Origin of the sequence: Citrobacter freundii complex sp. CFNIH4 (genome assembly GCF_002934505.1) — a bacterium.
Classification (GTDB): domain Bacteria; phylum Pseudomonadota; class Gammaproteobacteria; order Enterobacterales; family Enterobacteriaceae; genus Citrobacter; species Citrobacter freundii.
This window is the reverse complement of the sequence record NZ_CP026231.1, coordinates 1900158-1913306: the sequence shown is the minus strand read 5'-3', so window position 1 is coordinate 1913306 and position 13149 is coordinate 1900158. Positions and strand designations below refer to the sequence as shown.

General features: G+C 50.6%; 12 protein-coding genes. 5 read left to right on the top strand and 7 right to left on the bottom strand.

The window, feature by feature from the left end; genetic code table 11:
• Positions 1–103: 103 nt before the first annotated feature.
• Positions 104–801 (bottom strand): IS1-like element IS1B family transposase gene (locus tag C2U41_RS09755; protein ID WP_095033700.1). Its coding sequence is split into 2 segments (ribosomal slippage): positions 104–552 and positions 552–801, totalling 699 coding nucleotides; the frame shifts between segments, so codons are not numbered across the junction.
• A 108-nt stretch (positions 802–909) separates the two neighbouring features.
• Between C2U41_RS09755 and C2U41_RS09745 the strand changes: the two genes are divergently transcribed.
• From C2U41_RS09745 to dbpA, 4 genes are all read left to right on the top strand, one after another.
• Positions 910–2019 (top strand): methyl-accepting chemotaxis protein, encoded by a 1110-nt coding sequence (locus tag C2U41_RS09745; protein WP_003840818.1) that lies wholly within the window; start codon positions 910–912, stop codon positions 2017–2019.
• A gap of 153 nt (positions 2020–2172) precedes the next feature.
• A complete protein-coding gene (gene zntB / locus C2U41_RS09740; RefSeq protein ID WP_003020379.1) occupies positions 2173–3156 on the top strand; it encodes a zinc transporter ZntB in 984 nt (327 codons plus the stop codon).
• A 275-nt stretch (positions 3157–3431) separates the two neighbouring features.
• Positions 3432–3599 carry a proline-rich small protein YnaL gene (gene ynaL / locus C2U41_RS29960; RefSeq protein WP_085951593.1) on the top strand — a complete coding sequence of 56 codons (168 nt, stop codon included), beginning with the start codon at positions 3432–3434 and terminating at the stop codon, positions 3597–3599.
• A 28-nt stretch (positions 3600–3627) separates the two neighbouring features.
• Positions 3628–5001, top strand: a complete 1374-nt coding sequence (dbpA, locus tag C2U41_RS09730; protein WP_003840821.1) for an ATP-dependent RNA helicase DbpA — start codon at positions 3628–3630, stop codon at positions 4999–5001.
• Between the two features lie 93 nt (positions 5002–5094).
• Here dbpA and ttcA read toward each other — a convergent pair whose 3' ends face one another.
• From ttcA to nifJ, 5 genes are all read right to left on the bottom strand, one after another.
• Positions 5095–6030 (bottom strand): tRNA 2-thiocytidine(32) synthetase TtcA, encoded by a 936-nt coding sequence (gene ttcA / locus C2U41_RS09725; protein WP_003833209.1) that lies wholly within the window; start codon positions 6028–6030, stop codon positions 5095–5097.
• 198 nt (positions 6031–6228) lie between these two features.
• Positions 6229–6663: a universal stress protein UspF gene (gene uspF, locus C2U41_RS09720; RefSeq protein WP_003020369.1), complete on the bottom strand. Its 435-nt coding sequence runs from the start codon at positions 6661–6663 to the stop codon at positions 6229–6231.
• An 81-nt stretch (positions 6664–6744) separates the two neighbouring features.
• Positions 6745–6957, bottom strand: a complete 213-nt coding sequence (locus C2U41_RS09715; protein WP_003020366.1) for a KTSC domain-containing protein — start codon at positions 6955–6957, stop codon at positions 6745–6747.
• A gap of 145 nt (positions 6958–7102) precedes the next feature.
• Entirely contained in the window at positions 7103–8257 is a 1155-nt protein-coding gene (gene ompC, locus C2U41_RS09710) for a porin OmpC (protein ID WP_103849157.1), read from the bottom strand.
• Positions 8258–8623: 366 nt separating this feature from the next.
• The gene (gene nifJ / locus C2U41_RS09705) at positions 8624–12148 is read right to left on the bottom strand and encodes a pyruvate:ferredoxin (flavodoxin) oxidoreductase (protein WP_048217803.1); all 3525 of its coding nucleotides are present in this window, start codon (positions 12146–12148) and stop codon (positions 8624–8626) included.
• 274 nt (positions 12149–12422) lie between these two features.
• Here nifJ and C2U41_RS09700 point away from each other — a divergent pair, with 274 nt between their 5' ends.
• On the top strand, positions 12423–12689 hold the full coding sequence (locus tag C2U41_RS09700) for a putative hemolysin (protein ID WP_032949375.1): 267 nt from the start codon (positions 12423–12425) through the stop codon (positions 12687–12689).
• Positions 12690–12702: 13 nt separating this feature from the next.
• On the opposite strand, the gene hslJ is transcribed toward C2U41_RS09700, so the two are convergent.
• Positions 12703–13122: a heat shock protein HslJ gene (gene hslJ, locus C2U41_RS09695; RefSeq protein ID WP_103849156.1), complete on the bottom strand. Its 420-nt coding sequence runs from the start codon at positions 13120–13122 to the stop codon at positions 12703–12705.
• Between the last annotated feature and the right edge of the window lie 27 nt (positions 13123–13149).

Here is a 13149-nt window from a genome sequence, read left to right as displayed (position 1 = left end):
GTTAACCTGATAAAACCTGGGATGTTCTTGTGTTTTTACAATGACTATTAGGGGGAAGGGGCAAACATCGAAAATGATAGACCTTTACGGTAATGACTCCAACTTATTGATAGTGTTTTATGTTCAGATAATGCCCGATGACTTTGTCATGCAGCTCCACCGATTTTGAGAACGACAGCGACTTCCGTCCCAGCCGTGCCAGGTGCTGCCTCAGATTCAGGTTATGCCGCTCAATTCGCTGCGTATATCGCTTGCTGATTACGTGCAGCTTTCCCTTCAGGCGGGATTCATACAGCGGCCAGCCATCCGTCATCCATATCACCACGTCAAAGGGTGACAGCAGGCTCATAAGACGCCCCAGCGTCGCCATAGTGCGTTCACCGAATACGTGCGCAACAACCGTCTTCCGGAGCCTGTCATACGCGTAAAACAGCCAGCGCTGGCGCGATTTAGCCCCGACGTATCCCCACTGTTCGTCCATTTCCGCGCAGACGATGACGTCACTGCCCGGCTGTATGCGCGAGGTTACCGACTGCGGCCTGAGTTTTTTAAATGGCGGAAAATCGTGTTGAGGCCAACGCCCATAATGCGGGCGGTTGCCCGGCATCCAACGCCATTCATGGCCATATCAATGATTTTCTGGTGCGTACCGGGTTGAGAAGCGGTGTAAGTGAACTGCAGTTGCCATGTTTTACGGCAGTGAGAGCAGAGATAGCGCTGATGTCCGGCGGTGCTTTTGCCGTTACGCACCACCCCGTCAGTAGCTGAACAGGAGGGACAGCTGATAGAAACAGAAGCCACTGGAGCACCTCAAAAACACCATCATACACTAAATCAGTAAGTTGGCAGCATCACCGCAGATGCTATAAAAAATAATATCCACGTTATTTCTTAGCGCACAGGACTAAAATGTTAAATGATATTAGCGTCAGAACCTTTATTATTCTATTTCTGCTCATTACGGCGGTCGCTCTGAATGTTTTTGAAATGATATTTTCTGCTCCCCCGGTAATTATCATTGGAACTAATTTGGTCAGTTTTACTTCTATATTATGTTTGTGGTGGTACATGACGAAATATTTGGTCGTGCCAATTAATACGGTTAAAAGAAGCATTGAGGAGGTAACCTCCGGGAATCTGGCGATTAGTATTCCAGAGTTTGGCAATAACTGTGCGGGGAGATTAATACCGGGCATTAATAGTTTATCAAGTAATATTTCAACACTCGTTAATGAGATCAGAACATCTTCGCAAACGGCGATGGCGCTCTCTGAACAGCTCGCGGAACGCAGCGCTGAGTTATCAGTAAAAACAGAGCAGCAATCCGGAGCATTAATGCAAACGGCTGCCAACATGGATGAAATAGCGGTCAGCACGCGTAACAATGCAGAGAATACGCAAATGGCGAGTGCTAAGGCCAATATTGCAACACTATCTGCCCGGCAGGGCGGTGATTTAATGGTGCAGGTCGCAACCAATATGCAGTCGATCACCGAGTGCGCCCAGCAGATGACAGAAATTATTACCCTGATAGATGGTATAGCATTCCAGACAAATATTCTGGCATTGAATGCCGCCGTAGAAGCGGCGAGAGCGGGAGAACATGGCAAAGGTTTTTCCGTGGTGGCCGGAGAGGTACGAATGCTCGCGCACCGTAGCGCAGATGCCGCTAAGAATATTAAACATCTGATTGCCCAAACTCATGAAAACGTTCAGCAAGGCGCGGCTATTGTGCGTGAAGCTGAAAAAAATATGCAGGATATTGTTGGTGGCGCCGGGCAATTAAACCAACTGATGGGCGAGATATTAACCACTACGCAGGAGCAGGAGAAAGGGATCATCAGTATTACTCATGCGCTCGCGGAACTGGAAAACGTTACCCAGAGTAACGCCATTATGGTGGATGAACTGTCTGACTCTTCGGATATTCTGAAAAATCAAGTGACTGACCTCCAGTCACGAACGCACAAGTTTCGTTTAAGTCACGCTTTTGAATCTGAGAGACGCCAGCGGGCTTAACAGGGTACCTCACAACAAGCGCCACATTTGTCGGCGCTTTTTTGTTATCAGATACTTTTATGAGTCATTTCAGCACAATGGGACAATGAGATATTGCTTAACATATTCTGACGGCTAGACTAACGAAAAAAGCTGAATGTTTGTGGAGGCGCTGTGGAAGCCATTAAGGGAACGGATGTTAATGTGCCGGATGCCGTGTTTGCCTGGCTGTTGGATGGGCGTGGTGGGGTGAAACCACTGGAAGATAACGATGTTATCGACACTCAGCATCCCTGCTGGCTGCATCTTAATTATACTCATCCTGAAAGTGCGCAATGGCTGGCGACAACGCCTTTACTTCCCAATAACGTGCGTGATGCGCTGGCGGGTGAAAGCACGCGCCCGCGTGTCAGCAGGGTAGGAGAAGGTACGTTAATTACGCTGCGCTGTATCAACGGCAGTACCGACGAGCGGCCTGACCAACTGGTAGCGATGCGTTTATATATGGATGAGCGTCTGATTGTCTCAACGCGTCAGCGCAAAGTGCTGGCACTGGATGATGTGGTCAGCGACCTCCAGGAAGGTACAGGGCCGGCTGATTGTGGCGGTTGGCTGGTGGATGTTTGTGATGCGCTGACCGATCATGCCAGCGAATTTATCGAACAGTTGCACGACAAAATTATCGATCTGGAAGATAACCTGCTCGATCAGCAGATCCCGCCGCGTGGCTTCCTGGCATTACTGCGTAAGCAGTTAATTGTGATGCGCCGTTATATGGCGCCACAGCGTGATGTCTATGCCCGGCTGGCGAGCGAACGGTTGTCCTGGATGACTGACGACCATCGGCGACGGATGCAGGATATCGCTGACAGGCTGGGGAGAGGGCTGGATGAAATCGATGCCTGTATTGCCAGAACCGGTATCATGGCGGATGAAATTGCGCAGGTGATGCAGGAGTCTCTGGCTCGCCGAACGTATACAATGTCATTGATGGCAATGGTTTTTCTTCCCAGCACATTCTTAACCGGGCTTTTCGGCGTTAACCTCGGCGGTATCCCCGGCGGTGGTTGGCAGTTCGGTTTCTCACTTTTTTGTATTCTGTTAGTGGTCCTGATTGGTGGTGTTACTTTATGGTTGCATCGTAGTAAATGGTTGTAACAACAACGTTTTTTAGTGACTTTTGCGCATGAAAACGTCCTGAATTTTGAGCGAGGTCAATAAACCATCTACCTATTCGGGGCAATATCTCTCTCGCAGGTGAATGCAACGTCAAGCGATGGGCGTTGCGCTCCATATTGTCTTACTTCCTTTTTTGAATTACTGCATAGCACAATTGATTCGTACGACGCCGACTTAGATTAGTCGGCTTTTTTTTGCCTGCAGGAAATCAGCGTCTACCCTAAAAGAGTCAACCTGAATGACTGGAGGAGTATATGACCTGTCTGATTGCAACTGCGCACACGGATTCGCTCCCGACTGACCCGGTTCCCATTCCCGATCCCATTCCTCGTCCGCAGCCAATGCCGGATCCGCCGCCGGATGAAGAACCTATTAAATTGTCGCATCGTGGGCGTAGATCTGCGAGGATACGCGCCTGCTGAATGTGAGTTTTTACCGCGAGATTAAATTGTGACCGCTTTTTCAACCCTGAATGTTTTACCTGCTGCTCAACTCGAGAACCTTAACGAGCTGGGTTATCTTGAAATGACGCCTGTTCAGGCTGCCGCATTACCGGCAATCCTGGCGGGGAAAGATGTTCGCGTGCAGGCTAAAACCGGCAGTGGCAAAACGGCTGCTTTTGGTCTTGGGCTATTACAGCATATTGATGCCGCACTGTTTCAGACGCAGTCTCTGGTACTGTGCCCAACCCGAGAGCTTGCCGACCAGGTGGCGGGTGAACTGCGTCGTTTAGCGCGCTTTCTGCCAAACACCAAGATCTTAACGCTATGCGGTGGGCAGCCCTTTGGTGCACAGCGTGACTCTCTGCAGCATGCACCTCATATTATTGTCGCCACACCGGGGCGTTTACTCGACCACCTGCAAAAAGGCACCGTTTCTCTGGAAGCCCTGAATACGCTGGTTATGGATGAAGCCGACCGGATGCTGGATATGGGCTTTAGCGATGCGATTGATGATGTCATTCGCTTTGCACCAGCTTCTCGCCAGACCTTGCTGTTTTCTGCGACCTGGCCGGAAGCCATTGCCGCCATCAGTGGCCGGGTGCAACAAAATCCATTAACCATTGAAATTGATACGGTCGATGCGTTACCGGCGATTGAACAGCAGTTTTTCGAAACCTCCAGCCACGGAAAAATTCCGCTGCTGCAAAAATTGCTCAGCCAGCACCAGCCTGCTTCATGCGTCGTTTTTTGCAACACCAAAAAAGACTGTCAGGCCGTGTGTGACGCATTGAATGAGGCGGGGCAAAGCGCACTTTCACTGCATGGCGATCTGGAACAGCGCGATCGCGACCAGACGCTGGTGCGTTTTGCCAACGGAAGCGCACGCGTTCTGGTTGCCACCGATGTGGCCGCACGTGGCCTGGATATTAAATCACTCGAACTGGTGGTTAACTTCGAGCTGGCGTGGGATCCGGAGGTTCATGTCCATCGTATCGGACGTACCGCGCGAGCCGGTAACAGCGGTCTGGCGATTAGTTTCTGTGCGCCGGAAGAAGCACAGCGTGCCAATATTCTTTCTGAAATGCTGCAATTGAAGCTGAACTGGCTGCCAGCGCCAGCTAACGTGTCAATCCTGCCGCTGGAAGCAGAGATGGCGACGTTATGCATTGATGGTGGCAAAAAGGCTAAAATGCGTCCTGGTGATGTTCTGGGGGCTCTGACCGGTGATATTGGCCTGGATGGCGCCGATATCGGCAAAATTGCCGTTCATCCGGCACACGTCTATGTCGCCGTTCGCCAGAACATAGCGCACAAGGCGTGGAAACAATTGCAAAACGGTAAGATTAAAGGCAAGACTTGCCGAGTTCGTTTATTGAAATAAATACCCATTGGAGTGCCTGATGGCGCTCCGCTTATCAGGCCTACAACGGGTATATGCTCGTTGTAGGCCTGATAGGGCGTTTACATAATCGACTTACTTCACTTCCACCACGTTCAGGCGTAACTCATCCAGTTGAGCATCATCTTCTTCTGGCTGCCAGCCCGCAGGCTGTAGCGGGATCTCTTCACGATCGAACGCTAAATCACCGCCGTCCACAACCTCTGAACCGTGCTTAATGCCTTTAAAATCGAACAGATTGATATCGCTCAGATGTGAAGGCACAACGTTCTGCATCGCACTGAACATGGTTTCAATCCGACCTGGATAGCGTTTGTCCCAGTCACGCAGCATGTCAGCAATGACCTGACGCTGCAGGTTAGGCTGTGAGCCGCACAGATTGCACGGAATAATCGGGAAACCTTTCGCTTCGGAGAAGCGCTCGATATCTTTCTCACGGCAGTAAGCCAGCGGGCGGATCACGATGTGCTTACCGTCATCACTCATCAGCTTCGGCGGCATACCTTTCATTTTTCCGCCGTAGAACATGTTTAAAAACAGCGTTTGCAGGATGTCGTCGCGATGGTGGCCGAGCGCAATCTTGGTGGCACCTAACTCGGTTGCCGTACGGTACAGAATACCGCGACGCAGGCGAGAGCAGAGCGAGCAGGTCGTTTTGCCTTCAGGGATTTTGTCTTTGACGATCCCGTAAGTGTTTTCTTCGACAATCTTGTACTCAACGCCCAGCTGTTCCAGATACTCCGGCAGAATGTGTTCTGGGAAGCCGGGTTGTTTTTGATCGAGGTTAACCGCAACCAAGGAGAAACTGATCGGGGCGCTTTGCTGCAAATTACGCAGGATCTCCAGCATGGTATAGCTGTCTTTCCCGCCGGAAAGACACACCATAATGCGATCGCCGTCTTCGATCATATTGAAGTCGGCAATGGCTTCGCCCACGTTACGACGCAGACGTTTTTGCAATTTGTTCAGGTTGTATTGTTCTTTCTTGCTAATATCTTGATTTTGCGACATTTAATAGAGGCTCAATTCATAGTGTGGCATCAGAAGAGTATGCATCACGCCGGATAGTCCGGCAAAAGAAGTCTGATATAAAAACTGTGGCGTGTATGGTACGGATAAGCGGGAAAAATGTCAGCACATTTAGGACAGGAATCGTGGGGTATAAGTGGTAGAAACAAAAAGCCCGCAGCGATGTGCGGGCCTGAAAGCTTAGCGGACTACCAGTACCGAACACTCCGCATGACGCACTACTGCTGCGGCGTTAGAGCCCAGCAGGTAGGTGGTGATGTCAGGTCGGTGTGAGGCAATAATGACCATATCAGCCGGTAATTTTTTGGCGATCTCCAGAATCTTATCTTTCGGCGCACCTTCTGCGACATGAATGTGCACTCTGTCCGTTGGGATATTGAACTTCTTGATAATCTCTTCCAGTTGAGATTTTGCTTCGGCTTTCAGATCGTCCATGGCCGGTAACTCTGCCGAGTAGGCCAGTCCCAGAGAAGCGTAGTAGGGCAGTGACGGAATTACGGTCAGAAAATGGACCTGCGCATCGTCAATTTTGGCCTCTGCTTCAACATGGGCAATAACGCGTTGAGTTAATTCTGAGTCTGAAATATCGATGGGTACAAGAATCGTTCTGTTCATAAAACCTCCTGTTTAAGTATCCACCTAAAGCTTACCGCGTAATGGCACTTTATGTACAATGACAAAGATCACATTTTGGCATCACTTTATTTTGATTTCAGGAAACTTGCCTTTTATTACGCCGTCGTAAAATCGACCTTTCGAGACCACGCTCAGGAAATCACGAAAAATACGGGCAGGGACAGGCTGATATTGCAGGGTAGCCAATTGGTGAAAGCGAATTTCCAGCGTGTGAGAGGATTCGTCATAGCCGACGGATGCAATACGGGATGATTTTACAGGATGATGATTCATTGCAGGTATCCTCTACTACAGGTCTTAATGCAAGATATCATCTATCAGAGAGATGTTTTAACGCAACAGATATAATGTTTTGATCTGGATAAAACAGAATTGTTAGAACATAAAGAGAGCCCGCTGTTGCCAGCGGGCTGACGGATTAGAACTGGTAAACCATACCCAGTGCTACAGTGTCATCAGTAGAGATGTCATTGCGAGTGTAGAAGCTGTCGTCTTCGTCCAGCAGGTTGATTTTGTAATCAACATAGGTGGAGAAGTTTTTGTTGAAGTAGTAAGTAGCGCCTACAGAAGCATATTTGACCAGATCTTTGTCACCGCTTGTTCCTGCTGGGCTTGCAGCAGTACCTGGCATAGTCAGATCCTTACCTTTAGACATCAGGAAAGAAACTTCCGGACGCAGACCGAAGTCGAACTGGTATTGCGCAGTCACTTCAAAGTTCTGAGTTTTGTTGGCGATAGTATTATCACTACCGTCAGAACCACCATACGGAGTCATATTGCGGGTTTCAGAGTACATGGTTGCCAGGTAGATATTGTTCGCGTCGTATTTCAGACCAGCAGTCCATGCGTCAGCTTTATCACCACCTGCAGTTGAATGGTTTACCTGCTCGTTAGTACGGTCAGAAGAAGTGTATGCGGCACCGAAGCTTACGCCCATACCCAGATCGTAGGTAGAGGAGATACCGAAGCCGTCACCGTTAGAGTTCTTCATGTTACGATCGTCGCCACCGTTATTGGTGCCTTCTTGTTCTGGTGACTGATTTTCGTTCGCGCCTTGGTACTGCAGCGCAACGTTCAGACCGTCAACCAGACCAAAGAAGTCGGTGTTACGGTAGGTTGCAACACCGTTTGCACGACCGGTCATGAAGTTGTCTGCTTTGGTGTAAGAGTCGCCACCGAATTCTGGCAGCATATCGGTCCAGCCTTCAACGTCGTACATGACGCCGTAGTTACGGCCGTAGTCGAATGAACCGTAGTCGCCGACTTTAATACCTGCGAATGCCAGACGAGTCCAGGAGTCGCCTTTATCGCCTTCGGTGCCGTTGGCCTGAACCTGATATTCCCACTGGCCATAACCGGTGATCATATCGTTAACCTGAGTTTCGCCTTTGAAGCCCATACGCATATAAGTCTGATCGCCATCGCTGTTAGCGTCGTCAGAGAAATAACGCAGGCCGTCTACTTTACCGTAGAGATCTAATTTGTTGCCGTCTTTATTATAAACTTCAGCAGCGTGAGCAGCGCCTGCAGCCAGCAGGGCAGGAATTATGAGAGCCAGTACTTTTCTGTTCATTGAAATAATCCTTTAGTTTATTTATTAACCTGTGACTACCCATGTAGGGAGTAAAAGCATGCTAAAGGAGAAGTTCCGTAAAGAGATAAATATGAATTGTTACGCCTTAAGTAAAACCTTAAATAAATAATTCTACGGAAATGATGATAATTGCGATGAATGTGTTGCGTGAAAATATATAAAATAAAAATTATACAATTGAATTTTGTTGGGCTATTCTGCGCGTGTTATATGCCTTTATTGTCACGTTTTATTTTTCGTTGGTATATTGATGGTAATTATTAATTAGCCAGCGAATAAATTGACAAGCCCGAACAACTGTTCGGGCTTTTTTTTTGGCTCCAGGCAAATACTGAGATAAATGTATTACTCGGCACCGCTCTTTTCTGCTTTACCTGCCAGTTGGGCCAGGAAGTCGTAGCGTTTTTGCAGATCGGCGGCGGCGTCTTTCCACAGCTGCTCAGCAACTTCTGGCTGTTGGGCATTCAGGCGGCGGAAGCGCTGCTCGTTAAGCAATGTTTCGGCCAGCGCGTCTGACGGTGGGCGAGAGTCCAGCGCCAGCGGCAATTTACCTTCATCTGCACGACGCGGATCAAAGCGGTACAGCGGCCAGAATCCGGTCGCCGTCAGCTGGCGCATCTGATCGTGGCTTAGCGCGAGATCGTAACCGTGCTCCTCACATGGGCTATAGGCGATAATCAGCGACGGACCCGGATAGGCTTCTGCTTCCTGAATCGCTTTCACCGTCTGGTTCAACTGTGCGCCCAGAGAGATCTGCGCGACATAAACATGCCCGTACATCATCATACTGACGCCAAGATCTTTACGCGCCTTGCGCTTGCCGTGTTCGCCAAATTTGGTGACAGCCCCGAGAGGCGTGGCTTTCGACGCTTGTCCACCCGTGTTGGAGTAACATTGAGTATCCAGCACCAGAATATTGACGTTCTCGGTCAGACTCAGGACGTGATCCAGGCCGCCAAAGCCAATATCGTAAGCCCAGCCATCGCCGCCAATCAGCCAGATGGATTTCTCGACCAGCGCGTCGGCATCGGTTAACAGCTGCTGTGCGCCTTCGACATCTTTCAGGTGCTGGCGCAACGCGGCAACTTGTTCACGGCGTACTTCTGGCGTCGCTTCAGCGTGCAGGGCGTCATTCAGTTCAGCCGGAATGTTATCGGCAAACTGTTCCAATAAACGCATAACGCGCACACGGTGCTGATCTACCGTCAGACGGAAGCCCAGACCGAACTCGGCGTTATCCTCAAACAGTGAGTTTGCCCACGCTGGCCCACGACCGTTGGCGTCGGTGGTATACGGTGTTGAGGGCAGGTTACCGCCATAAATCGATGAACAGCCAGTCGCATTGGCGATCAGCATGCGGTCGCCGTACAGCTGCGTAAGCAGTTTGATATACGGCGTTTCACCACAGCCCGAGCAGGCGCCGGAATATTCAAACAGCGGCGTTATCAACTGCGAGGTACGAATATCAATGCGTTCCAGTTTAGTGCGGTCTATTTCCGGCAGATTGAGGAAGAAGTCATAGTTAACTTTTTCTTCTTCAACATGCTCAAGGCGCGACATCATATTGATGGCCTTGATCTCCGGGTTCTGCCTGTCTTTCGCCGGACACACTTCGACGCACAGATTACAACCGGTGCAATCCTCAGGCGCAACCTGCAGGACATATTTCTGACCGCGCATATCGCGTGATTTCACATCCAGAGAATGCAGGCTGGCAGGGGCGTTTTCCATTGCTTCTGGTGAAACCACTTTGGCGCGGATTGCCGAGTGCGGGCAAGCGGCAACGCAGTGGTTACACTGGGTACACAGCTCTTCCTTCCAGATGGGGATCTCTTCGGCGATATTGCGTTTTTCCCAACGCGTGGTGCCCATTGGCCAGGTGCCGTCTGGCGGCAGCGCGGATACGGGAAGAGCATCACCCAGACCGGCGAGCATTGCCGCGGTAACGGTTTTCACGAAATCCGGCGCGGCATCAGAAACCACCGGTGGGCGGTTAGCGCTGTGCGGGTCAACTGGCTGGAGTGCCACTTCGGCGACGGATTCACGCGCCAGAGCCAGCGCCTGCCAGTTACGTTCAACCAGATCCTGACCTTTACTGCTATAGCTTTTCGCAATCGCTCCCTGCAATTCAACCATCGCGCTGTCGCCGGGTAAGATTTGCGTCAAATGGAAGAATGCCATTTGCATAACGGTGTTAATACGCGCTGCCAGACCGCATTCGCGAGCGATTTTGGCCGCATTAATCACGTAGAAACGGGCCTTCTTCTGATTCAGTACTGCCTGAACTTCCTGTGGCAAACGCGCCCAGACTTCATCCACGTTGTAAGGCGTATTAAGCAGGAAGATCCCGCCTGGTTTCAGGCGCTCGGCCATCTGATACTTATCGATAAATTGTAGCTGGTGACAGCCAACAAAATCGGCTTGTGAAACCAGATACGCTGATCGAATAGGCTGCTCGCTGACGCGCAGGTGAGAAACCGTCAGACCGCCTGCTTTTTTCGAGTCATACACGAAATAACCCTGCGCATACCACGGCGTCGAGTTACCGATAATCTTGATATTATTTTTGGTGGCCGACACGCTGCCGTCACTGCCCAGACCGTAGAACAGCGCTTCGAGCTTCGCGGTACCGGGCAGGGTGTTTTCCGGTAGCGGTAGTGACAGGTTGGTGACATCATCATAGATACCAACCGTAAAGCGAGGTTTCGGCTTCGCGCTACTCAGCTCAGTAAAGACCGCCATGACGCAGTCCGGGCCAAACTCTTTGGAAGAAAGGCCATAACGCCCGCCAATTACGCGTGGTAGGGTTTCCCGCTCGCCGCAGTTAAAGGCTTCCGCCAGCGCGGTCATTACATCCAGATACAGCGGTTCTGCCTGGGCACCCGGCTCTTTAGTGCGATCCAGAACGGCGATGCTGCGTACGGTTTCCGGCAGGGCGCGCAGTAAATGTTTGGCAGAGAATGGGCGGAATAGCCGAACTTTCAGGACGCCAACTTTCTCTCCACGAGCAAGTAACTCTTCGACGACTTCTTCGCAGGTACCAATTGCAGAACCCATCAAGATAATGACACGTTCCGCCTGTGGATGACCGTAATACTCAAAGGGTTGATACTGGCGGCCCGTCGCCGCGGCGAAGTCGTTCATCGCCTGTTCGACGTTTTCGTAAACCGCGTTGTACCAGGGGTTTGTCGCTTCACGCGACTGGAAGTAGGTATCCGGGTTCGCAGATGTCCCGCGAATAACGGGATGTTCAGGGTTCAGCGCGCGGGCACGATGCGCATCAATTTCAGCTTGCGGCATCAGGCTGAGGATCGTGTCATCGGCCAGCGGCACAATTTTATTGATTTCATGCGATGTGCGGAAACCATCAAAGAAATGAATAAACGGAACCCGACTTTTCAGAGTGGCCATTTGTGAAATGAGCGCAAAGTCCTGTGCTTCCTGCACGCTGCTGGCACACAGCATCGCGCACCCTGTCTGGCGCACTGCCATTACGTCGGAATGGTCACCGAAGATAGACAGCGCATGAGTAGCAATGGTACGCGCGGCAACGTGCAGCACAAATGGCGTCAACTGACCGGCCAGTTTGTACAGCGTTGGGATCATCAGCAACAGGCCCTGCGATGAGGTAAACGACGTAGAGAGCGCACCGGTCTGCAATGCACCGTGAACGGTCGCGATTGCGCCGCCTTCTGACTGCATTTCTACGACGCGAGGGGTATCTCCCCAGACGTTTTTAAGCCCGTTTCCGGCCCAGGCATCTGCCTGTTCAGCCATCGTCGAACTGGGCGTAATCGGGTAGATGGCGATAACTTCGCTGGTACGAAATGCGACTGAAGCAACCGCACCATTACCGTCAATTGTGATCATACTGACACCCTTACATTGCGCAAAAAGAGGGACCCGCGTAACCGCGGCGAATCCTGTAGTTATCTTTCTATTTTAGCAAAAGTGCTAAAGACAGATTTTCGCTTTTGTGTCCTGGGAATAATCAGAATGAATGGTTTGATCAAAGGAGTAGCCAAAAAATTGCCAGAAAATGTAAACAGCACGCATAAATGCGCATTTTGCCTCTCGACGGCAGTGTTTCCGCTGCCTATTATTTATGGCTGTGTCGTTTGGTTAATATTCAGAGGGGAGTAAGATGCGCGCAGCGTTTTGGGTAGGGTGTGCCGCGTTTTTATTATCGGCGTGCAGCAGTGAACCTGTTCAGCAGGCAACCGCCGCTCATGTCGCACCGGGGATGAAGGCCGCAATGTCCAGTTCTGGAGAGGCAAATTGCGCCATGATTGGAGGTTCGCTCTCCGTGGCACGCCAACTGGATGGTTCTGCCATCGGCATGTGTGCATTACCTAACGGCAAACGCTGTAGTGAGCAGTCGCTTGCCGCCGGAAGCTGTGGGAATTATTGAGCCACTGCTTTTACTACATTAAATCTGCCAGTTTAAACGTCAACGTTTGTTCTGCCGTAGCCAGTGTTAGCTGGTCAGTAGTCAGATCAACCTGTGCGCCTTGCTTAAACATCTCGCTGACGATGCCGTCGAGCGCGTTAAGCTGTGGATCGGCGCACATCATGCGCGTCATTGCCATGTCTTTCACTTTTAATTCACCGTCGGACAGCTTGCCCTGACCATGGAACTGATTACACATTTTTCCCGACACCGTCATATTTTCACCGAAACTTAATTCAGGTGGATTATTGGCGACGGTTACCGGCTTGCCATTGACGCTCTGCAAAACGAAGCGGTGATGCTGCAACTGTTCGCGGTTGACGGACACTTTTCCATTGCTCACACAGCCAGCCATCAGCATGCTGAGCGCAATCAACGTGACAACTTTCTTCATTCTATTTCTCTGGGTTTGTGACGGGAA